14 protein-coding genes are annotated in these 23409 nt (G+C 49.9%); all 14 read right to left on the reverse strand.

What is annotated here, in order from left to right; all coding sequences use genetic code 11:
- Positions 1 to 12: 12 nt before the first annotated feature.
- The 14 genes from FBF61_RS07615 to FBF61_RS07680 all read right to left on the reverse strand — a co-directional run bounded on the left by FBF61_RS07615 (position 13) and on the right by FBF61_RS07680 (position 23406).
- On the reverse strand, positions 13 to 3393 hold the full coding sequence (locus FBF61_RS07615) for a SusC/RagA family TonB-linked outer membrane protein (protein ID WP_138476608.1): 3381 nt from the start codon (positions 3391 to 3393) through the stop codon (positions 13 to 15).
- A 107-nt stretch (positions 3394 to 3500) separates the two neighbouring features.
- Positions 3501 to 4487 (reverse strand): FecR family protein, encoded by a 987-nt coding sequence (locus tag FBF61_RS07620; RefSeq protein WP_138476609.1) that lies wholly within the window; start codon positions 4485 to 4487, stop codon positions 3501 to 3503.
- Between the two features lie 66 nt (positions 4488 to 4553).
- Complete coding sequence (locus FBF61_RS07625; RefSeq protein ID WP_138476610.1) at positions 4554 to 5138, reverse strand: RNA polymerase sigma factor; 585 nt, start codon at positions 5136 to 5138, stop codon at positions 4554 to 4556.
- A 189-nt stretch (positions 5139 to 5327) separates the two neighbouring features.
- Positions 5328 to 6782, reverse strand: a complete 1455-nt coding sequence (locus FBF61_RS07630; protein ID WP_138476611.1) for a BNR-4 repeat-containing protein — start codon at positions 6780 to 6782, stop codon at positions 5328 to 5330.
- A gap of 54 nt (positions 6783 to 6836) precedes the next feature.
- Positions 6837 to 8276 carry a RagB/SusD family nutrient uptake outer membrane protein gene (locus FBF61_RS07635; RefSeq protein ID WP_138476612.1) on the reverse strand — a complete coding sequence of 480 codons (1440 nt, stop codon included), beginning with the start codon at positions 8274 to 8276 and terminating at the stop codon, positions 6837 to 6839.
- Positions 8277 to 8293: 17 nt separating this feature from the next.
- Positions 8294 to 11779, reverse strand: coding sequence for a TonB-dependent receptor (locus FBF61_RS07640; protein WP_138476613.1), 3486 nt, complete (start codon positions 11777 to 11779; stop codon positions 8294 to 8296).
- 193 nt (positions 11780 to 11972) lie between these two features.
- The gene (locus FBF61_RS07645) at positions 11973 to 12980 is read right to left on the reverse strand and encodes a FecR family protein (RefSeq protein WP_138476614.1); all 1008 of its coding nucleotides are present in this window, start codon (positions 12978 to 12980) and stop codon (positions 11973 to 11975) included.
- A 107-nt stretch (positions 12981 to 13087) separates the two neighbouring features.
- Entirely contained in the window at positions 13088 to 13669 is a 582-nt protein-coding gene (locus tag FBF61_RS07650; protein ID WP_138476615.1) for an RNA polymerase sigma factor, read from the reverse strand.
- Positions 13670 to 14264: 595 nt separating this feature from the next.
- Entirely contained in the window at positions 14265 to 16589 is a 2325-nt protein-coding gene (locus FBF61_RS07655) for a DUF7133 domain-containing protein (protein WP_138476616.1), read from the reverse strand.
- 64 nt (positions 16590 to 16653) lie between these two features.
- Positions 16654 to 17526, reverse strand: a complete 873-nt coding sequence (locus FBF61_RS07660) for an SMP-30/gluconolactonase/LRE family protein (RefSeq protein WP_138476617.1) — start codon at positions 17524 to 17526, stop codon at positions 16654 to 16656.
- 27 nt (positions 17527 to 17553) lie between these two features.
- Complete coding sequence (locus tag FBF61_RS07665) at positions 17554 to 19902, reverse strand: outer membrane protein assembly factor BamB family protein (RefSeq protein ID WP_138476618.1); 2349 nt, start codon at positions 19900 to 19902, stop codon at positions 17554 to 17556.
- Between the two features lie 100 nt (positions 19903 to 20002).
- On the reverse strand, positions 20003 to 20383 hold the full coding sequence (locus FBF61_RS07670) for a cupin domain-containing protein (RefSeq protein ID WP_138476619.1): 381 nt from the start codon (positions 20381 to 20383) through the stop codon (positions 20003 to 20005).
- Positions 20384 to 20387: 4 nt separating this feature from the next.
- Positions 20388 to 22532: a thiamine pyrophosphate-binding protein gene (locus tag FBF61_RS07675; RefSeq protein ID WP_205748244.1), complete on the reverse strand. Its 2145-nt coding sequence runs from the start codon at positions 22530 to 22532 to the stop codon at positions 20388 to 20390.
- 118 nt (positions 22533 to 22650) lie between these two features.
- On the reverse strand, positions 22651 to 23406 hold the full coding sequence (locus FBF61_RS07680) for an SDR family NAD(P)-dependent oxidoreductase (protein WP_138476620.1): 756 nt from the start codon (positions 23404 to 23406) through the stop codon (positions 22651 to 22653).
- Positions 23407 to 23409: the final 3 nt, after the last annotated feature.

The following is a 23409-nucleotide window of genomic DNA, read 5'->3' on the forward strand; positions in this document are numbered from 1 at the left end:
TCCAGCCGCGGGTTAAAATCCTATCTGGATGGATGCCGAATACATTCTCGTCAGCGGGTATGGGGTATTATCTATACCCGCCGACATCAGTTCAGACCTGCTTGAAGACTCCGGATCAAGCCCCTGGTATTTGGTAAAAGTCAGGAGATTGGTCGCCTGCAGGGAAAGCCGGGCACGGTAAATTTTCAGGTTGCGTATCATCGAAGCCGGAAATTCGTACGACAGGCTTACGTCTTTCAGTCGCAGATAATCGGCATTTTCGAGAAAACGGGTGGAGACACGTGTCGCCAGATACGTCGTATTACCTCCCTGCGAAGGGCGCGGAATGGTATTGGAAGGGTTTTCCGGTGTCCAGAAATCTGCGATTTCCGCAAGCTGCTGATTGAAAGGCACAGACCGCGCGTTCAGGTTCCGCATCGAATTGTACAACTTGTTACCCATGGAATATTGGAAAAAAACGGAGAGGGACAACGGCCCGTACGTCAGATTGTTCGAAAGTCCGCCGAACAGCTTTGGATTAGGAATCCCTGCGATCTCTTTGTCCCCCACATCAAATTTCCCGTTTCCGTTGAGATCGGCATAACGCGGATCACCGGGAACCGCTCCGAATTTGGCCGCCTCGTCTTTATCTGCCGTCTGCCAGATTCCGTCAAAACGGTACATGTAGTAACTGGCCACCGGCTGACCGGCCCTGGTAACATTGGCAGGCTCTCCCGGCAGTTCCAATGTGGCACCCGGTATTTCGAGCGGGTCGCCAATTGAATTGGTACCGATATCGAGCACCTTATTCTCGTTGAACGTCAGGTTGAAACCTGTGGTCCAGCCAAGTTTCCCTGTAAGGTTTCGTGAGCTGACATCCAGTTCAAACCCTCTGTTCTGCACCGAACCGATATTGACCGTAGGGTTTTCAGGTACTCCCGCTGTAAACGGCAGGGGTGTATTGATCAGAAGGTTTTCCGATTTTTTGATATAATAGTCCAGTGTGAGCTGTATCCGGTTGTTCGAAAATGAAAGATCAACCCCGGCATCAAACTGTTTGGCCGATTCCCATTGTAAATTGGGATTACCGATGTTCTGAGGGGCATTACCCACTACCACGCCGTTGCCAAAAACGTAAGGCGCCGCCCCAGCCCTCGTGATAAATGCATAATCTCCGATGTTTTGATTGCCCGTAAGCCCATAGCCAGTCCTCAGCTTCAAATCATTGATAACGTTCTGACCTTTCATGAATGCTTCCTCTGAAAGACGCCAGGCAACCGATGCTGAAGGGAAAATACCATATCTTTTGTTGCTTCCAAACTTTGAAGAACCATCCCGTCGCACCGTTGCTGTTAGCAGGTAGCGACTATCAAAACCGTAGTTAATGCGTCCGAAAACAGAGGCCAGCCCTGCGGTAACATCCGAGCCGGTGGCGGAGAAATTGGTCTGATTGGAAAGCTGGTTCAAGGTATTATCCACCGTGCCGGTGCCGGTTACGCTGTTTCTTTTTGCATAAAAAGCCTGAGCCGAAGTTCCTGCCAGAATTTTGAAATCATGTTTGCCGAAGAGTTTTGCATATTGCAAGGTGGCATCGGTAACCCAATTGATCTGCTGCTCAGAGCCTTCGGTGACACTTCCCTGATCCAGCGAGTAAATCCCAATTTTATATACCGGCAAGAAGGTATAATTGTTCAACAAAACCAGATCCGCTCCGACATTGCCGGATAAGGTAAGCCCCTCGGCCAGCTCCCAGTCCGATTTTAGATTTCCCAGCAACCGGTTGGTTGCCGCTTTCCGGGTCGGAAGGTACAGATCGATCAGCGGGTTTCGGTTTTCGCCAAAATAAGGATCTGCCGTGCTGGATATTCCCGCCAGGTTTCCGTTTTGATCGAAAGGCTGCACATAGCTGTGAACCGAAATAGCACTTTTGTACGCCCCGCCGTGAAAACTGTCGTTACTCACAGGCGACTGCTCCTGGTGGCTTCCGGAAAGGCTGCTGGACACCTTGAACTTAGGGCTGAAAGTGATATCGTTGTTGGCACGGAAAAAGAAAGACGAGAGGTCCGAAGTTCTGATGATACCCTTTCTTTTGAGATATGAGGCGGAAATCGCAAACCGGCTTTTTTCGGTTCCTCCGCTCATGCTCATATTGTACTCCTGCCTGAAACCGGTCTGTGTAACCAGTTTTTGCCAGTCTGTATTCACCCCCCACGCAGGATTGCCCAGGTCCTCATACACCGACGTGTTGCGATTGGTGTTTTTAAAAGCCTCGATAAAAAGCAGCCGCTGCTGTTCCGTAGAAAGTACGTCATATCGCTTTGCTATCTCCTCTATCCCCAGCGATGTGCTGAACGTGAACTCCGTTTTTCCGGATTTTCCTCTGCGGGTAGTAATAATCAGGACACCGTTTGAGGCCCGCGAGCCATAAATAGCAGTTGCGGAAGCATCCTTCAGAACATCAATCGAAACAATGTCTTTGGGATTGATCGATGAAAAATCGCCGCTGAACAATGGTACCCCGTCCACAACAATCAGCGGGTTGTTACTACCTGTCACCGAGCCGATACCGCGTATGTTCACCGAGAATTTGCCGGCCAGGTCTCCACCGGTCTGCCGGATCTGAACCCCGCTGGTACGTCCCTGCAAGGCTTCCTGGAAATTGGACACAGGCCTGCTTTGCAATGTTTTTTCATTTACCCGCGCCACCGAGCCGGTAATGTCTGAGACCTTTTGGGTACCATACCCAACCACAACCACTTCAGAAAGAGACCTGACACTTGCCCTGAGCGAAATGTCCAGGGTAGTCTGGACGGAAGCAACTTCAATTTCCCTTGAATCATAACCGATATAAGAAAAAGCCAGGATCGCAGCCCCTTCTTCCAGCATAAGCTGAAAATTCCCGTTCGCATCCGTGGTAGTCCCCAGCATCGTGCCCTTTACCACAATGCTCACCCCAGGAAGCCCTTTTCCGTCTTCATCATCTTTCACCGTACCTGAAACATTCCTTCCGGAAATTGCTGCCGCAACCGCCACTTCGGCTGTCTTATCCGGCTTTACCGGCGCGGCGCGGCCCTGAGGGGATTTCGATCTGATGATATAAGTTTTTGTGTCGATTTTTTCAAAAGTAAGGTCGGTCCCGCGCAAAAGTTTCCTGAGGATCACCTCAACATCCTGCCCGGCTTCTATTTTAAAATCCGACACCTGGTGGTCCTTGACACTTTCGGTATCATACAAAAAATAGATCCCCCGCATCTCACGGATATCTTTCAGTACAGAGCCGAGCAGCTTCTTCCGCTGGCTTACCGGCAATCCTCCACTTTTTTTCTCCACCACCCGCATTTTTTGCTGTCCGGCTTCTGCCCCGGACCAGACCGCAAAAAGCAGTAAGGCGCTCATCAGTATTAATTTTTTCATCGGTAAAACGGGTTTGGATTAGGTATGGTTATTTCAAGACCATTTATTTTATAGATTAAATATATTATTTGAGAATTTCCATTACAGCTGCATAACGGGCAGTTATTTCAGCGGATCAGATACTTGTTATCACTTAGTTTTTCGATTCTGACAGGGTAGATTGCCTCTATGGCGGTCAGCAGGTTCTGTAGATCTTTGGAAGGCAGTACGCCCGATATGGTTTTTTTCGCCAGTTGGTCGTTTTCAATCACAAGCTCTACCCCATAGAGGTCTGCTACCCTGGACGCTACCTCATGGAGTGGTGTTTCGTCAAAATCCAGCAAGCCGTTTCGCCATGCGGCATACATATCCTGACGGACATAGGTGATGACAAACCTTCCTTCTGTCCAGCGCATCTTCTGCGAAGGATGCAGGTCTGTTTCCTTGTCGCGGCTTCTCAATGCTACCAAACCCTCTTCAAGAACCACTTCGGCTGTGGTTTTTCTGTTCATCACATTAAACCTGGTGCCTTTCACCACCACATCAAACTCTGGCAAATGCACGAGGAACGGGACCTTTCCGGGTAATTTCCGGATATCAAAAAATGCCTCCCCGTCCAGCCACACCTCGCGGGCGGATGTTCCGTCCCAGCCAGCCCATTTCATGCGGGTATTCGCGTTGAGGCTCACCGTTGATCCATCGGGCAGATTCAAGGTTTTCACCTGGCCGAATTCCGTTGCATAGGTAGCGGCAGCGGGTAACTTTCCATTGTAGAGCCACAAGCCGGCAGCAAGAACAAGCAGGGCAAAAGCGGCGGCCGCAACCCTGTAATACGGATAAGTAAACTTCCTTAGCGGAACAACAGGAACGTTTGTCTGGATTTTTTCACTCAGGACATTCCACCCTGCTTCGATGGCCTGCTCACTCACCTCGGGCAGTTTCACGGCCGTTGCCTTGGTCGCAATCCTGGCCTGCCGTACCTGAGCTTCTTCCTGCGGAAATCTGACGAGATAAAGGCGCCAGAACTGATTAAGCTCCGGTGTAGGATTGAGTACCCATTTCCTGAACCTCGGTTCTGACATCAATTGATCCCACGTAAAAGGCGTTTCGCGCATGGCTTGAACTGTTTAGTATCAAGACAGCCTTATGAAACAGTTGTACCCTATTTTATTGAAATATTTTTAGAAAAAATTATCAGGATCTGGTAAGTTCATCATAATCAGACTAATAGCGGAGAAGGTGGTCTGAAGGAGTTCACGGATGCGGATAAATGCTTTGTGCAGCAGGTTGCGTACCGACTGGTAGGTCAGCGACATGACCTGGGCGATGTCGGCGAGTGACAGTTCGGAGTAGTAACGCAGGTAAATGATTTCCCGCTGGCGGGGCGGCAGGTCTTCCATCGCTTTTCTGATCCGGACAATATCCTCTTCCTGGGCCTGTTCCTGGATCATGATGTCCTCGATACTGTATATGTACGCATCGGTGTTAGGCTCAAAGCCGATTTCTTGATGCATATTTCTTTCATGCATACGGAGCTGGTCCAGCAGCCTGTTGCGCAGGGATTTCAAAAGGTATGCTTTCGGAGAATACAGATCGGCGGGCAACTTTCCGGTCTGCCAGAGGCTCAAAAAAAGATCGTGGATTTCATCTTCAACAACGGCAGGATCAGTGGTAAATTTCTTTCCATAGCGAAGTAAAACGGGATAAAAGAGCTTGTAAAGCTTTTCCAGAGCAGAAGGATCCCCTGAGCAGAAATCAATCCATATCTAGTTTTCTTCGGAAATCATACCAGTCTGAAACTATCGTAAACCTATATCGGAGGCAAGTACGAATATATCGACAATTTCAAAACCGGCACCGTAATATTTAATTTTATATTAAAATAATCACTTACACCGCGTGCAGCTTATTTTTTTGCTGCCGCCGGGGAACATGCCGACGGCAGCAAAAAGCCCTTACTTTACCAGTTCCGGTGTAATCATCGCGTCCGTACTGTTTCTGGGCAATTTATAAACGTCGCCTTTTTCATTGGTAAAATACAAGTTCGATTCCGACGGCTTGCGGCCATGACCATCTGCCCATATCCCGTAAAAATCCGGGCTGGCATTGGAAGGTTTCCGCACATAGGAATGGTTCATGGTGCTGTTCTGGGTCATTTGCTTTTCCTTTTTCCATGTTTTTCCACCGTCCTTGCTTAGCCACATGGCCACTTCCCCGCCAGGATTATAAGCCTGCGGGCCATCCACAGTCGGCCCGATCACTTTCAGTACCTTGTCTGACTCCACATAAATCGACCCCATGTCATAGTTACTGTCCGAAGTAGTGACCACATGGTTTTCCCATCCGTTTTTCCTGAAACGGTACAGCGTCCATTCCCTGGGATCGTTACCCGGTCCGGCTTCGTATCCTTTGCTGGAAATAACGAGAATAGCCGGCTTGCCGGATTTGTCAAATGTAATATCGAGCAGATAGCAGTTCAGTTTTTCGCTCGCGTAGTCACGCACCAGGGCTATATTCTGAGTTGAGGTCAAGGGCAGCTGCGCCGGTTCGAGCTGTGCATTGTGCCAGGTTTCGCCAAAATCCGAGGTTTCCAGGTATTGGAGGTTCGTACGGTAGTTGAGGCCTTTTCCGTCAGGATGGTAGTCAAATGCAACCCCGACTTTACCATTGGACTCCGCGCTCACCTGATAATGCCCGCTCTGGATATGCGCCAGCACCTTCCACTCATTCCAGCGCACGCCGTCCTTGGTCGTATTATAGCCGATCACCCGCTGCCCGGCTTTGTTGTATTTTGTAAACAATGCTATAAAACCTTTCCCCTTGATCGGGTAGACCTGGAAGTAGGAGAAATTGTTGAACGGCTTTTCCTGGCCTCCGACGATCTCCGTAGCATCAATGGTCTCGAAGCCCTCTATATCATAAGGCTTTTTGCTTTTGTGAATATATGATGGCCTGGATGTTCCGTGGGAGGTCGAAAAAATCCAGATATACCCCTGATCATCGATAGATATCACCGGATTATCATGTGCATCCGTCGTTTTTTTATCCAGAAGGATCACCGGATTCGCAAGCTTTCCGGTTTTATGGTCAAAGTAGGAAACATTATGGAGGAGGGTCGAATTGTTATCATCGGTTCCCCCGAAGCAGAAGAATGTTTTATCGACCGCCTTGGCATAAATCGCAAACGGCCGGTGGTTGGCTGGATATACGGCCAGCCCGCCACTGTATTTATAGACGTACTCGTCGTTGGACGGCTGGTTCATGTACCATATCCCTTTAAAACCATCCGCTTTTTTCTGGATAATTTCGGCTTTGGCATATCTCCCATCCGGGTGAACTTCCTGCGCAAGCGCGGCCGTAAGCGAAATAAGGAACAGGTGGGCAATGAGTATTCTGATTTGATTTTTCATATCAATTGGGTAAGAATATTAACTGGCTTTTACTTTCAATACATTTATCCGGGACTATTCATATCCGGGATTTTGCTTGATTTTGGAGGGGTTGATCTCGATCTGTGTCAGGGGTACGGGTAAAATTAGCTGGTATTCCTGAATATTAAAGCCCTGGGCCTTCATCACATCGAGCGCCCGGCCGGTGCGCACCAGGTCGAACCAGCGGTGGTTTTCAAACGCCAGCTCTACCCGTCGTTCCTGCTCAACGGCCAGCCGGAAAGCAGCCTGAGTCGGGATTTCCGTAATCGTTTTCTCTGCTACCCCGGCCCTTTTTCTAACGGCATTCAATAAAGCAAACGCCTCTCCGCCAGCCACAAATGCAGCTTCGTTCAGTGCTTCCGCCCGCATCAGCAGGATATCCGCATACCGCAGCACAGGCCAGTTGTTATCGGCATCATTGGCGGCGAAAGGTGCCGGATCGAGGTACTTTTTGATATAACGTGCCGCCACAAAGTTTCCGCCGCTGGTATAACCCTGCGCCATGGAAATATCTTTCCGGGGATCCGTTTTTTCATAAGCCTGGTCCATACTCACAGTAGGAAGATTGTGCCCGCTGCCCGCTCCGATCGTCGTTACGGCCACGCCGGCAAGCCTTGGCGCAAAACGGTTGTTGAACGGGCTTCCCAGACCGAAACCGCCTTTTTTGAATTGTACCTCGAAAAGCGACTCTTTGTTATTCTTATTGGTGATCCTGAAAATGTCCGCGTACGACGGAAGCAGCTCATAGGTACCTGCGTCGATAATTTCCTTCGTTTTCGAAGCGGCGTCAGCCCATCTTTTTTGCGTCAGATATACTTTGGCAAGTAATCCCTTCGCTGCTCCGGAAGTGGCCCTGCCGATGTTCAGCCCGGTATAGCTGGCTGGCAGTACCTGCTCGGCATCCTGCAGATCTTTGACAATCTGATCATAAACTTCCGTCGACGGGTTCCTGGAATACCCGTATCCGTCGGCTACGTCCGTCGTTTCTTTCAGGATCAGTGGGACGTCCCCGTAAATCCTTACCATGTTGAAATACATCAGCGCGCGCAGGAATTTCACCTCGGCTACATACCTGTCTTTCAGCGCCTGTTCCATGTTCACTCCGGGAATCCTGTCGATCACCGTATTACAGGATAAAATTCCCTGATAATGATCGTTCCAAGTCGTACTGACAATTCCGTTGTTGCTTAAAGTAGTAAATGCATCCAGCTGGGAAATGTCGATCCCGCTCTGGGCATCCAGGATTTCAGTATTGTCGGACATGCCTTCACCGATCGCATACATGCTCTGCCCGTACAGCCCACTCGACTGCAGGGTGGCATAAGCAGCGTTGACGGCATTCAGCATATCCTCCGCATTCCTGTAAAAATTGACATTGTTTGTTTCAGATATCGGTGCCAGGTCCAGAAACCCGTCCTTGCAGGAAGAGCATGTAACCAGGCCCAGCAAAATGAGAAAACGATATGATTTCATGTAAATAGCTTTAAATGTTAAAAACCAATATTCAGCCCGACAGTGTACACTTTTGCGATCGGGTAGCCGCCATAATCCACGCCGGGTTCAAGCGGGCTTGACCCCTGAACGCTTACTTCCGGGTTATAGCCGCTGTACTTGGTCCAGGTTACAGGGTTCTGAAGATTTACGTACAGCCGCATCGTCCGCATTCTGATCCTTTCCAGAAAAGACGGAGGCAGGTTGTAGCCCAACGAAATATTCCTGATCCGCAAAAACGATCCGTCCTCGATGATGATCGAAGAGATATTCGCACTGGCGTTGCTGCTGCTGTAACGGTTGAGGTCGCGGTTCACCCTTGGGGTTTTGCCGTCGCCGGGATCCTGTGGAGATTTCCAGCCATTGTTCATTTCTTTCAAACCATTGGCCGTACCCGCATAATTGGCATAAAACCTTCTGCCGAGGTGCATGATCTCGTTGCCCTGAACTCCCTGCAGCAAGACTGTCAGGTCAAAGCCTTTGAAGCTGAAATTGTTGGTGATACCGTAAATAAAATCAGGCTGAGGATTGCCCAGGATCGTGCGGTCGTCGCTGCTGAGCTTACCGTCGCCGTTTACATCCTGAAATCGCAAATGGCCCGGTTTCGAGTCCGCAAAGCTCGGATTGTTATCGATTTCCTCCTGCGTCTGGAAAACCCCTGTTGCCTGATACCCGTAGAAATTCCCCATCGGTTTGCCGATTTGGGTGATGTGGCTGCTCGTTACCTGATAGTTGCCGTACAAAGGTTCCCCGCTGGGCCCGAGCGACAGTACTTTGTTTTTGTTAAAGGATATATTGAGATCGGTGCTCCATTTCAGCTTTTTTTCCAGGTTTCTGGTAGTAAGGCCGAGTTCAAGACCTTTGTTTTCGATCTTGCCGATGTTTTGCCGCGCTACGGTATAGCCTGTCAGCGAAGGTGTAGGCACATTGAGCAAAAGATCGGAAGTGATTTTTTTGTAATAATCAGCTACCAGAAAAATCCGGTTCTGCAGGATCCCGAGTTCCAGACCGATATCGACCTGTTTGTTCTTCTCCCAGCTCAGGTTCGGGTTGCTGATCCGCATAGGCCCGAGACCGTTAACGACCGTGCCGCCACTGCCTCCGAACACATAATTACGTTTCGTGGTCAAGCCGATATGGTCGTAGTTACCAATGAAATTATTACCGGTATGCCCGTAGCTGGCCCGGATTTTCAGCTCATTCACAACACTTATATTTTTCATGAACGCTTCTTCGGAAATCCGCCATCCTGCTGAAACAGAAGGAAACACGCCCCACTTATTGTTTTCACCGAAACGCGAAGAACCATCGCGGCGGATGGTGGCTGTGAGCAGATATTTGCTCGCGTAGCTATAATTGGCCCGAGCCAGAAACGATAAGAGCGCCCATTCTTCCGCAGTGGTGGAAGCCGAGGAAACAATCCCGGCATTCAGGGTCTCGACGAGGTCGTTCGGAAAGTTAGTCGACGCGATCCTGGCCAGATCAGAGTGCACTTTTTGAGCCGTAAAACCTCCCAGCAGGCTGAAATCATGCTTTTCCCAGGATTTGTTGAAATTCAATGTATGCTCTACCAGCCAGTTGTAGGAGCTGTTGGTTTCATTCGTACCGGACGGTATCACCGGAGGCACCGCACCGTCCAGTCCTACTATCGATGGGCGGAAAGTGTTCTGGTTAGATGACCGCAAGTCGGTACCCAGCAGCAGTTTATACGTAAGGTTATCGAGTATTTTGAACTCTCCGAAAACTGTTCCCAGCAACCGCAGCTCGTTTACTCTGTTTGTCCGTTCCTTCGCAAGTTTTACGGGGTTTTCGATGCTGCTGAAACCGTTGCCGAGGTTGAGTCCCGTGGTATAGGTTCCGTCGGGATTGTATACAGGCAAGTGCGGCGCCATGGTCAGCGCCGAGAGAACGATACCTCCTGCCGCCCAGTGCCCCTCGGAGTTGGTAGGGTTGCTGATCGTATATGCCGGTGTGAGGTTCAGGCCCATTTTGAAGCGCCTCGATGCCTGCGCTTCCAGGTTTACACGAAATGAGTAGCGTTCAAAACCGGAATTGATGACGATTCCGTCCTGCTTGTAATACCCGCCGGAAGTCATGTACTTGATTTTATCATTCCCCCCCGAAAGTGTAAGCTGGAAATTATGGGTAGGCGCCTGCCGGTAAATTTCCCTCTGCCAGTCGGTACCTTCTCCCAATGCTTCCGGATTTTGCAGAGCCGGCAGGATCTGATAAATCACACTTCTGGCCGAGTTAGGATCGCTGATATTGCCGCCAATATCCACCCAGGCATTGTTCCGGGTATCTACAATATACCGGCCAAATTCCCGTGCGTTCATCAGGTCCAGGTATTTGGTCACATTCTGCACACCGGCATAGGCATCCACATCCACGCGCATCTTGCCCGACTTGCCGCTTTTGGTCGTGACCAGCACTACCCCGTTGGAGCCACGCGAACCGTAAATGGCCGTCGATGAAGCATCTTTCAATATTTCAACTGATTCTATATCATTGGGATTCAAAGAATTGAGCGGATTACTGGTCTGGCTGTAATTGGCCGTCACCGGAAACCCGTCGATCACATACAAAGGTTCGTTTCCCGCCCCTATCGATCCGGTGCCTCTCACTCTCACGCTTAATCCGCCTCCGGGCGTACCGGTCGTCTGGGCTACATACACACCCGGCATTTTCGCGGTAAGCGCGCCATCGAGGCTGGGTGTAGGCAGCCCGGCAATGTCTTTGGCGCTCACAGATGCCACAGCGCCGGTAATATCGCCCCGCTTCTGCGTACCATAGCCGACCACCACCACTTCATTCAGTGCTTTGATATCCGCTTTGAGGTTCACGTCGATCTGCGCCCGGTTCCCGATGGTGGTCTCTTCTGATAAATACCCGACAAAGCTGAACACGAGGACCTGGCCTGCATCGGGTACGCTGATCTGGTAATGGCCTTCGGCGTCGGTGATCGTGCCAGTGTTGGAACCCTTCATGACCACGCTTACACCTGGCAGCGGTTCCCTGTTGTCCGCGCTGGTAACCGTGCCGCTGACCGTGATATCAGTGGCGACTGCATCGGGTAAGGGAGGAATCGCAGGTTCGGCAGAAGTGCCGCCGCCGCGTGGCCTCGACTTGATGAGCAATATCTGGTTATTTACTACTTTGTATCCAATCCCAAGCGGCGGAAGCAGGCGTTCCAAAACTGAAGAGAGTGCTTCCTTGTCAGCGATAAGTGTCACCGACTGGGACGAACGTACGAGGTCCCTGCTGTAAGCAAACTTTACTTTGGTGGTATTTTCTATCTGAACAAGCGCCTCCCGCAAAGGAACGGCCGTCAGCCTGATCGTCACGCCTCTGTTCAAAAGCTCCTGTGCCGGCGTGGAATGCGCATAAGCCATAGCCGACAAAAAACTGATACACAATAGCTGGCAGAATGTGATTCGCATAATGGTAAACAGGGTTCCATACTTGGAATACAAGTGTTTCTTCATAATTTTACTAATGACTGGTTAATGGATCTGAACAATCACCCGCTTCGCGGGACAGTTAGTCGGTTATTCGTCAGGGGTGTTGCAACCACTCCTGATTTTTTTATGACCAACCTTTTCGGAGCGCTCGCGCCCGGGTCTGGGTTTCGGTTTTTATGCCATATTATATCGGGTAAAGTGAATATTAATTTCCGGGTCAGATATCGCCGCACCCCTCTCCTGAGATCACGATATGATCCCCGTCCATTTCATAGGTGCTGCCTATCAGCGTATTGATCATTTCCAGGATTTCGGGAAGGTTCTGACGGTCGAAATCGGCTTTCAGCTCGCACTTGCCCAGAGCTGGGTTTTCGATCTTTATTTTCACGCGAAAGGTTTTCTGCAGACGTTCGGTAATGTCGGCCAGGGATGCGTCGGTAAAACTGAGAGAAACCGGCTGCCATGTTTCCTGCAAAGTATTCCTGGTCTCCACATTGTTGATCGTTAGCTGGCTGGTGCTTTTTTCAAAAGTAACCTGCTGCTGTGGCTTCAATATGACCGTTTCTGCCTGGGCTTTTTGACCGGACGCGCTTACCGAAACACTTCCCGTGACCACCGCCACACTGTAAACAGGCTGATCGGCATATGCTTTTACATTAAAACTGGTTCCGAGCACCTGCGTGGTAAGCGTACCGCTCCTGATCACGAACGGATACAGGGAATCTCGGGTCACGTTAAAAAAACCTTCGCCTTCAAACTGTATTTCCCTGTTTTTCCTGCCTGCAAACGTACGCGGATAATGAACCTCGGCACCGGGATGCAGCCATATCTGAGTCTGGTCGGGGAGCAAATAGTGGACCACCTTTTTTTGAGTATTGCTGAAAACCAGCAGCGAATCCGGGAAAACCTGACTGGCGGTAGTATCCTTCCCATTCCGGCCCAGATAAAACAACCCGAAACAAAGGGCTAGCATGGCAGCGATACCACCTGCATAAAGCCATAAGCCTCTGATCGGAAGGATTTTGGGATGTAAAAGCTTTTTTTGCTGTGCAATCTGTGATTGCAGATGCAGCAGCAGCCGTTCTTCATCGCTGGCCGAAAAGGTCTCCGTGCTTTCCAGGTGCAGGCCCTGATACCATGCATCCACCAGCTTACGTTCGGCCTCACTGCATTCGTTGGCGAGATATTTCTGAAGCAGCTCGGGAGAAGGCGTTTTTCCTGTCATTTGTATAAGTATTCCATAGATTAATACAATAGATACTGATACAGTCTATCCTTCTGGAGCAAATCCCTTATCCGGAAATAAAAATATTTTTAATTTTTTGGGAATGATTACAAAAAGAAGGTTCCCATGAAGGCCAGAACGATGTAATCCTTCATTTCAATCCGTAAAATACGAAGTGCCTTGCTAATGTGGGCTTCCACTGTTTTTTCGGAAATATCCTGGGAGTCAGCGATTTCCTTCATGCTGTAACCTTTGCGGCTGAGGACGAATACAGTCCGGCATTTCTCGGGTAATTTTTGCAGGGACTGTTCGTAAAATTCACTGAGCAGATTGTATTCAAGGTGTTCGCGGGTGTCGTCGTGCTGGGGAACATCCGCTTCTTCCAGCGAGAGCAACTGTTTTTTCTGTTCCCGGTAATAATGTGTGATGATGTTGTTTTTCAGCATTCCCTGTAAATAGGCTTGCGGGTTTTTCTCGATATCCAGCTTGTGCCTGCCCATCCAGAATTTAAAAAAAACCTCCTGTACCAGATCCTCCGCCGTTGTTTTTATCCCGGTTTTTCGGATCGCGGTATGTATCAGAAGCCGTGCGTGACGTTTGTACAACTCTGCAAATGCAAGTTCATCATCCCGCTGACACATTAACCGGATCAACTCTTCATCTGTAAGAACGCTGCAAGATTCCGTCACTTTCAATTATTCTTTACCCTATTGTACCTTAAAAACTTCCTTCTGAAATCAGGACACGTTATAAATTTATAAATATTTTTAGTAAAAATTTGATAGAAAGGTCCGGTGACATGGTTAGTACGATATCACCGTGGATGGATAGCGCTCATAAACAGTCGTGTAAATATGTATTTGCAGTAAAAAACAAAAACGGTTTCACCGCAAATATAAAGGGGAATCCAGTTTCAGAAATATTGGGACCAGCTATAATCGGTAATGTAGACGGAAATGACCCGCATTTGGAAGCCGTGCTGCGGGATATAGATAATTTTGAGGAGATCAGATCAAAACAGGTGAAGCAATCAGGAAAAGCGGTATTCCTGATTTTTATGCAGATTTTTTAGTGAAAAATAATTGTTGATTGTCCTCAGTTCACATGACAACACAAGACTAAAAATGAAATTCATTCATTCTGTCATTCATTCATTCAATCAATCATTCATTCAAGCATCCTGTCATTCAAAATTATTCCTCGCCTGACCGGCCGGAGGCCTTAGCATAGGTGTCCGAAGCTGGGGCTTCGAACTATTCATTCATTCACTCATTCAAAATTCACTCATTCAACATTATTTTCCAGCTCTGCAATCGTCCAAGCCTTATTCCTTCCCGCATTCTGTTCCCTGATCTTCTTCACCTCCTGAGGCGTTACAACTGGTGAAGTAGTTTTTCTGACCGGGAAACCGGAAGCATCGTTTTCTGCAGGTGGCGCCATTCCGGGGATCTCACCGGGCCTGCTTGGCGGCCGGCCGCCAAAATCATGACGGATGTAGCTGACCACCGAGGCGATCCATTCGTCACTGTTAGCGTCCATAGCGGGCATAATACTCGTATAATTTTTTCCGTCTATCGGACCGGTAAGTCCGTTCAGAACGATTTTGATGAGGTTTTCTTTGGCAACAAAATCCAGACGTCTGGATTTCACCAGCGGTGGGGCCGCCATACCCGCACCACCTATGTCCAGGCCTTTGGCATCTGCTCCGTGACAACTTGCACAAAGCGATTTGAAAATTGCAGCTCCGTTGATCACGAGCTTGCGGCTTTCAGCATCCAGTTGCCCGAGCCTGCTGCCGAATGTCCGCACATTTTCGTTTTTATCCAATGCCGATTTCGTCGCAGTAATCATTTCATTATCCGCATTTTTAGCCAGGATTTCACTGATGATCTCCTTTGCTTTTGGAGATTTGCTATTGTACAGAGACAGCAACAGCTGAACCCGTACATCATAGCTCGGGTCATTTACCAGGGCTGCGGCTTTCTCGATCATGCTATTTTCGTTGGCTTCAAAATACCGCTCGGCAATCCATACAGCGGTTTTTCTCACCTGCGCCTCCTGATCCTGAAAAGCTGCCGCCAGAATATCCTTGTTGATTGCATCGAGCCCTTCCAGCGTCCACAAGGCATGAATCCTTCCCAGATGGGCCGTTTCTGTGGTACTGTGCCTTTTTCCTGTTGCGATTTCTGTCAGGGCAGGCACGATGGATTTGTCGCCTTTTGCAATAATATCCTTTTGTGCATTGTCGCGCCACCAGCCGTTGGGATGGTCGAGGTATGCCAGCAAATCACTTCCCGACTGGTTGAGCATCTTTGGCTGCGGCCCCCGTTTGAAGCTTTCGTGCACAACCCTGTAAATTCGCCCGTGGCCTACATTCGCGGCAAGCCCGAGGCTGTCTATTTTCCCTCTTAAAAATGATCCCGGCTGTGTCCAGTTCCCCTGCTGGATAATCCCGCGGTGCATATCTACGATATAAAGCGTGCCATCCGGACCGGTAGCACTATTCACCGGACGAAAATTCATATCGGACGATGAAATGAATTCCTTGCGGTTGTACACGTCTTCCAGCGTCGTTTTGCCGTTTTTGTTCACCACCTTTGCCCTCCTTACGGCCCTCGCCACCGGTTCGCAGACAATGTAATTTCCGTCAAAATCTTTCGGAAGACGGTCTCCGCGAAAAATCGATTGCCCGGTGGGGGCGGTAAAATGGTTCAGGGTATTGTCGGGACGGAGCCGCAGCGGGCCGCCCTGCACGTCGGGTGTAGCGATGATCGGCCACACTTCGGAAAATTCGGCGCTGTACTGGTCTCCAAAATCCAGTGTACCGTACACCGGATTGATCTGGAAACCTAACGCAGGAATCTCCCCTCCTGCCCTTGAATAAAATAAGCGTCCGTAATTATCGTGGGTCATACCCCATTGTCCGCTCGATCCGCTGACGATGGTGTCCACCTTCAGCGTACCATTGGTATAGCGCATCCGAACGGGATCGTAGGTCATGTACATCCAGTTGTCGAGGTTCCAGTCGAGACCGCTTCGCTGATGTTCCATGTTTGCGTCATTCACGACGTACTTTTTATTCTGGTACAACAGTTTTTTCCGGTCCGCCTTGCCGTCGCCATTTGTATCCTTGTAACTGTAAATGTCTATTGTATTGGTTTCATTCACCAGCAGCTCGTCGTGCACCACCTGCATCATTCGCGGCAACAGCAGACTATCGATAAAAACGGTGCTTTTATCCATTTTTCCGTCGTTGTCCGTGTCTTCCAGCAACGATATCCTGCTCACCCGTTCCTGTTCACCTTTGGCATCGGCATCCTGCATGTAGGTGATCATTTCCGCTACATACATCCTGCCGTTACCGTCCCAGGCAATAGCAACCGGCTCCTTGATCATCGGCTCGCTGGCCACCAGTTCCAGGCGGTATCCTTCCGGTAAGAACATGGTTTTCATGCTTTCCTCAGGGGAAAGGTATATTCCTGTAGGATTGGGATTGAATGTCGGGGTGCTGTTCCGGGCCTGACCCGATGATGCCGTCTGCGTGCCTTTGCAATTGTAAACAAAAAACGACACGATCGCCAAGCCTGAAACCAATACAATATTTTTCATGCTACCTATGTTTGGGGGCGTTGCCCCCCTGAGCGAAAGCGGCCGGGGGGCAGTATACAAATGATCAATTAATCTTCACTTCGTACGCCACGACCTTGTTGGCGAAAAATGTTGGTACCAATAACAGTTTCTTCTCAGGAATGTAATCGATATCAGCCGCGTTGATTTTTTCGGCTTTGGTGTCGATCAGCTTTTTTATTTCTCCTTTTGCTGAGACGTGGTTGAGCTCGCCGTTCCAGTTTGAAATGATAAAATCATTACCAACCGGCACAATTCCGTCGCCGCCCACCAGGCCTTCCGCTATGGTGCGCAGCTCCTTTGTTTTTTTATTTACCTCATAAAAAATACCGGCGTTCATATCGATCATGTAAAACTTGTCTTTATGAGCCAGCAATCCGTTGGGTTTCTGAAAATGGTCTTTTTCGAGCCAAACTTCCGAACCGCCTGCATTGATCACGTAAACCCTTTTTTTGTTAGAGTCTGAGACATACACTACGCCTTTGCTGTCGACGGTAATGTCGTTGAGCATCCCTGCGTCGGGTACTTCTACTGTACGTACTATTTTGCCTGTTTTGACATCAATTACCACCACTTTGGTCAGATCGGCTACGTAAAGCAGTCCTTTGGTCAGGCCGAGGCCTTTGGGAGCATCCATGCCGCCTACAACCCATTCCACATCGGTTACTTCGCCAGTGAGCGAAACCCTGCCCACAGATCCGTTACCGTCTTTTCCTGCCGGGGGATTGTTGATATTGGATACGTATACCACGTTGTTGGCGCGGTCGTACAACACGGACTCTGGTTCTTTCAGGCTGGCCACTGTTTCCCATTTCTTTTCCAGACTGATCGACTGTGCGGCAGCGGGGTTCCAGAACTGGGCAGCCCCGACAAGCATACCGTAAAACAAATACTTCCCTGAAATGCTTTTTCCTTTCATGATTAAAAAATTAGATTGAACGATACATCATGGAAGTGCAAATACCACATAACGTCCCTGTGGTGCCGGTTTTTCCGGCTTGGTTTTCTCGTCCCCGCGCCCCCATACAAGCGGTACGGTTGCAGAAACCACAAGATAATGTTTGCCGTTCAGCTCGTACATGGAAGGAAGTCCCTGCGTGCCGGTGGGTAATTGTCCGGCCCATAGCTCCTTGCCGTTATCAGCGTCGAAAGCATAAATTTTTCCGTCTTTTGCGGTACAAAACACCAACCCGGTCGAAGTTACGATCATTCCGTTACGCTGCGAACGTAATACCCCTGTATTTTTTCCGCCTTCTTCCGTCGCCTGCAAATCCTGGCCTATCGGGATCTTCCACTTTATAGTTCCTTTGTTCATATCATAAGCGATGATCGACGACCACGGCGGACTGATCAGGAAAGGATAACCCAGCCCCCAGCCCGGCGGGATAAAATAGCGGGTTGCAGATACTTTTGCATCATCCGGATAAGGCACACCGTAGGAGTTCGGCCCCTGACGGGAAGCGTTGCGCATCGCTGCTGTCAATTCGCGCAGTTCCTGTCCTTTGGGTACGCCGCCGGACGCCACAACCGGCCCTTCGGGCGTCTGGTTTTTCGCTGGCGCAGGTCTGCCACCGGCTCTTGCGTCGCCGGTTTCACTCATAAAACGGTACAATCTTCGCATGGTACCTTCGTCCAGATGCGGGAAAGCTGGCATTTCTCCTTTTCCCGAAAAAACCAGTTGCTGGAATTTCTCAAAATTCAGCTTCGAAGCGATGTCCAGCAATTGCGGTCCTACGGCACCCTTGCGATCTGCTCCGTGACATGCCTGGCAGTTGGTGGCATAAATGCTCTGTCCGTTTGCAGCTACGGCATTTTCACCCGACTCATCGTCTTTGGGCGGGTCGCGCTTTTCTACTTTGCCATATACCGACGGCCAGTCGATACTCCGCACGTAAACAATTCCTTTTTCGGGATTCGCGGCTGTGCTGCCCCAGCTGGCCCCGCCTACCGCGCCTGGAATGGATAACGTTTCGCGCGTCATCGAAACCGGCGTGTACAGTCCGGTGCCCATCGAGTCAATACGCTTGGCCCATTCAGCACGTTCCCTGGGTTTGAGAAAATACTGGTTAAGGTCTTTGGAAGTCATATCCTGACGACCAAAAGGAGGTATTACAGTAGGAAAAGGCTGTGTTGGCCATGCCTGTTCGCCGGGCACCGTGCTTGCCGGCACCGGCCGCTCTTCGATCGGCCAGAGCGGTTTGCCGTTAACCCTGTCAAAAACAAACATAAACCCGTTTTTCCCGGCCACTGCCACGGCATCGATTTTCTTACCGTCATGATTTACCGTCACCAGCTGGGGCGCCGCAGACAAATCATAATCCCAGAGATCATGATGCACAAGCTGGTAATGCCAGATCCTTTTGCCGGTACGGGCATCCAGTGCCAGGATAGAGTTTCCGTAAAGGTTACTGCCGATCCGGTCGCCGCCGTAGTAATCGTATGTGGGCGAACCCAGCGGATAATAAGCGATCCCGCGTTCGGCATCCACGGATATTTCGCCCCAGGTATTCACGCCCCCAATGTATTTGTATGCATCTTTCGGCCAGGTGTCGTACCCATATTCGCCTGGGTGCGGAATGGTATGGAATGTCCAGGCCAGCTTGCCCGTGACCACATCATAAGCCCGCACATCGCCGGGAGACGACATATAATTTTCGCCGGTAGAGGATCCCAGCAACAGCAGATTTTCGAATATTTTACCTGGTGTGCCAGACTGGGCGCGGGTGACAGTCAGCGGATCGCGGCCCAGGCCCTGTCTGAGATCGACGAGGCCATTGTCACCGAAATTCAGAATGGATTTTCCCGTGAGTGCATCGATCGCCTGAAGGTAATTGTTCATCTGAAATATCAGCCGCCGGTCTTTCCTGTCTTTGCTTTCCCAGTAATTGATGCCACGGGGTGCGATACCCTGTAAATTGGCATGGATCCAGATTTCCTTGCCCGAAGCAGCATCGAGTGCCACCAGCGAATTGCCTTTTGCCAGCACATACATGATGTTGTCGACGATGAGCGGGTTGAACTGGTACACATTTTCGTCCGCCGTGGAATACGTCCAGGCTACTTTGAGCTGGTTTACATTGGACTTGGTTATCTCATCCTGTACAAAATACTTCGACTGATCCGGCCCGCCACCGAAATCCCTCCATGTTTTGTGGGGATCCGTCCCGGACTTTTTCTCCTTTCCCGAGGTACCCTGCCTGGGCAAGGAATGGCACCCGATCACCACGGCGACCAGCAGTGCGTATCCGAAAACCAACCGGTAGTTGTCGGATACAAATGATTTGAATGAAGGCATTTTCAATTCTATTTAGGTTTAGTTTGGACGTTCCTTTCCCTGTATACGCACGGTGCCGCACGCAGGCCTGACAATGACAATCAATGTTTTAAACCGTATCCTACTCCAGGAAAGTGACGTCTTCGAATATTTTGTAATTGTCCAGATTGGTGGCCGGGGCAAAAAAACACACGACCTTCATCTCCACATCGCCTGTGTTTTTGAGTATGTGTACTTTACCTTGTTCAAAAAGAACGGCCGATCCTGCACGCACAGGCCCTACTTCGTTTTCGATCATGACCTTGCCTGAGCCGGTAATGATGTATATCAATTCCTCGCTGTTGGGATGCGAATGGGCGGGCCGCACCGCCTCGCCCGGCATGACCCTTATCACGCAGACCGATAAATTTTTGGCTTTGAGGGAATCCTCGTTCACCAGCCAGCGCATAAATCTCCCGGGATGTGCAACCTCAGGGACTTCATCTTCGTTAATGATCGTCATTTTGTTATTTCTTTAAGGTTGTCAATACCCTTTCGCTCAATTTCACGGCATCCAGTCCATAGTGGGCGGCCAGCTCGGTATAGGTTCCCGAGTGTATGTAGTGCAATTTTCCGTTGTCGGTGGTATTGATCGGAATGAGATTTTTTGTATCAATGGATCTTTCATTTGCAAAAAGCACCTTCCTGAAATTCGTCCAGAGAAAACCATTGTTCTGCTCGGCAATAAAAATTGGTTTCCCCGACCTGTAAAGATCCAGAATCGTTTGTTCATCAACCGAAGGCATATCGATCACGTTGACCGCAATACCTTTTGCTTCCAGTGCATCGGCTGCGCCCAATGCTTCGTAAACCCCGCGGCCGCTTGTCACGATATGGGCTTCGGCAGTTTCAGAAGTTTTTATTTGGTATGCTTTGCCAAATTCAAATTCAAAATCAGCGTCGTAGATCACGTTCGCGGCAGCCCTTAAAATCCGCATGTAAATAATGCCTTTGTTACCGGCTGCGATCCATTTCAAAACACCCAGCAGCTGCTGCGGACAGGATACATTGATAATTTTTACAAAAGCCGTCTCGTTCAGGAGCAGCGCATCATCGTTGCCCATGTGGGTAGCGCCGTTCGATTGGGTTTCCAGGTCGGCGGCGGTGGCTACCATGGTCAAATCTATGCCGTGCCCTTCCGAAAGCCAGCCTTTCTCCGCAATCACTTCCAGCCGTTCCTGATGCCCTACTGCGATGCGGCGGAGCACTTTCCAGTCGTAAAAAGGGCAGAAAGTACTGATCCAGGTATTGGCGCCAAGTATCCCGAAAGCCTCCCCGATCAGCATCATATTGGCCTCGGCTACGCCTACATTCAATGCTCGCGCTTTGTCGACAAAACCAACCCCGGCCTGTAAGCCGCTCGTCGAAGCGAGGTCTGAATCGACGGAGACAATGCGTTCGTCTTTCGCGAAAACTTTCATCGCCGACTCAATTACTTTGTGTGCGCCAAACGATTTGCCTTTTTCCAATCTGGGAAGTGCCTGCGCATTGTAACTGATCTGTTTGTCCCTTTCCGGGGCTTTGCGGGTTTTTACTGTTGCAGCCACCGGTGTCACCCGGATCGCGTCTTTTTTTCCAAATTCAATGGTGAACCCAATATCCGAGGCATGCCTGGTTAATGTCGACGCGACGTCCGCATGTTTTTCTTCTGCGGAAAGCGCGTTGAAAAAAGCGCAAAACTCCTTTTCCCTGGCTGCGCGCTGCTGTTGCTGCAACCCGGCTTCCTGATCCAGTAATTCGTCCGTAATCGACACTTTGTGGTTGTTCATATAATCGGAAAAGCCGCCGTGCCCTTTGGTTGACTTACAAATGATCACGGTGGGCCTGCCGTCTCTTTGGCCATATTTGAATTCGTGCAAAGCACTGTAAACCGTATGGTACTTGGTGGCATCCACCTCGATTACCCGCCATCCAAAACTGGCAAAGCTTACGCCCAGGCCGTGGTAAGGAAAATGGAGGGTATTGATAATGTCAAGCTGGCCACCGTTGTTATCGACCATCACACACAGGTTTTCGAGACGTTTGTAACCTGCGTACATCACCGTTTCCCAGATAGAACCTTCCTGCAGTTCACCATCACCGGTGACAGCATATACATCAAATCGGGGTGATTTCTGGCCGGCTATCGCAAATCCCTGGGCGACGCCCATGCCCTGCCCCATAGGACCGGTTGCCACATGTACTCCGGGCAAAAGCGGGCCGGGATGTCCGTTAAGAATACTGGAAATCGAACGCGAATTTTCAAGTACCGATTTATCAAAATACCCGAGGTCCGCGTAGATCGATGCCAGCGTCGCCACCGCGTGACCTTTACTCAGCACAAACATATCCTGACCGGGAGCAGTCGGCTCCTCGACATTCACTTCGATGATACCGCCATAAAACAGGCTCACCATCGGTATCGTGGATGAAAATGCGCCTCCGATATGAATGGCATTGTCCACTGCGCGCCGGCATTGGTGCAGGCTCAGCAGCCGTATATCCGAATCCTTGATTTCTAGCAAATGGGTGATTCCTTTACTGATCAGGGCGTTGTTATTCAGGGGCTGATAGCGATCAGCTGTCGGCCGTCGGCTCAGGGTTACTTCTTGGTTTAATATATCGTTCATCATAAGAAAATCTGGTGGTTTTGCCATTTGTGATCACTCTTTGTCAGGTACATGGTGACGGCGACAGCCACATGAAATCGCTTTCAACAGCCGATGGCTGACAGCCACTAGCCGACAGCCGTCACAATATCGACCACCCTCCATCCACGAAATAGGTCGCCCCTGTCACGAACGAGGCTTCGTCGGATGCCAGGAAATACATGACGTTGGCTACTTCGGCGGGGGTACCCATGCGGTTGAAGACGCTTTTGGAACCCAGGAACTTTTCGGTTGCTTCGGGGTCAGGCGAGTCGTTGATGGAGCCTCTCAGCAAGGGGGTATCGATAGCCCCGGGTGCCACACAGTTGACGCGGATATTTTCGTCCGCCAGATCAAACGCCATGCTGCGGGTCAGGGTGTCTATGGCACCTTTGGACGACGAATAAGCTGCACGTTCACCAACGGTGCGGTACCCCAGAATAGATCCTGTATTGATGACCGAGCCGCCTCCCTGTTCCATGATCATGGGCACAAAAGCTTTAGCCATATAATAGATCCCGCGCAGGTTGATATCGTAGGTGCGGTTCCATTCGGCCTCGTCACATTGCAGAATGCTGCCCCGGATTTCCAGCCCGGCATTGTTGATGAGCACATCGGCCCGGCCGAATTTTTGTTTGCAAACCTCCGCAGCCTGCTGGATCTGCTCGTTATTGGATATATCACAAAGACAGAAAACAGCATCCTGACCCAGTGCTTTGATCTCCTCCTCAGCCCTTTTACCTTTTTCCTCATTGATATCGATGAGAACAATGTCATATCCGTTTTTAGCGAATTTAACAGCAGCAGCCAAACCCAGTCCGGATGCGCCACCGCTTACGATCATTACTTTATTGCTCATTTC

This window comes from Dyadobacter bucti (assembly GCF_005869225.1).
Classification (GTDB): domain Bacteria; phylum Bacteroidota; class Bacteroidia; order Cytophagales; family Spirosomataceae; genus Dyadobacter; species Dyadobacter bucti.

Coding starts and splice junctions, on each gene's coding strand:
- FBF61_RS07615 (WP_138476608.1), bottom strand. CDS start 3,393: ATGAAAAAATTAATACTGATGAGCGCCTTACTGCTTTTTGCGGTCTGG.
- FBF61_RS07620 (WP_138476609.1), bottom strand. CDS start 4,487: ATGCGCGAAACGCCTTTTACGTGGGATCAATTGATGTCAGAACCGAGG.
- FBF61_RS07630 (WP_138476611.1), bottom strand. CDS start 6,782: ATGAAAAATCAAATCAGAATACTCATTGCCCACCTGTTCCTTATTTCG.
- FBF61_RS07635 (WP_138476612.1), bottom strand. CDS start 8,276: ATGAAATCATATCGTTTTCTCATTTTGCTGGGCCTGGTTACATGCTCT.
- FBF61_RS07640 (WP_138476613.1), bottom strand. CDS start 11,779: ATGAAGAAACACTTGTATTCCAAGTATGGAACCCTGTTTACCATTATG.
- FBF61_RS07645 (WP_138476614.1), bottom strand. CDS start 12,980: ATGACAGGAAAAACGCCTTCTCCCGAGCTGCTTCAGAAATATCTCGCC.
- FBF61_RS07655 (WP_138476616.1), bottom strand. CDS start 16,589: ATGAAAAATATTGTATTGGTTTCAGGCTTGGCGATCGTGTCGTTTTTT.
- FBF61_RS07660 (WP_138476617.1), bottom strand. CDS start 17,526: ATGAAAGGAAAAAGCATTTCAGGGAAGTATTTGTTTTACGGTATGCTT.
- FBF61_RS07665 (WP_138476618.1), bottom strand. CDS start 19,902: ATGCCTTCATTCAAATCATTTGTATCCGACAACTACCGGTTGGTTTTC.
- FBF61_RS07670 (WP_138476619.1), bottom strand. CDS start 20,383: ATGACGATCATTAACGAAGATGAAGTCCCTGAGGTTGCACATCCCGGG.
- FBF61_RS07675 (WP_205748244.1), bottom strand. CDS start 22,532: ATGATGAACGATATATTAAACCAAGAAGTAACCCTGAGCCGACGGCCG.
- FBF61_RS07680 (WP_138476620.1), bottom strand. CDS start 23,406: ATGAGCAATAAAGTAATGATCGTAAGCGGTGGCGCATCCGGACTGGGT.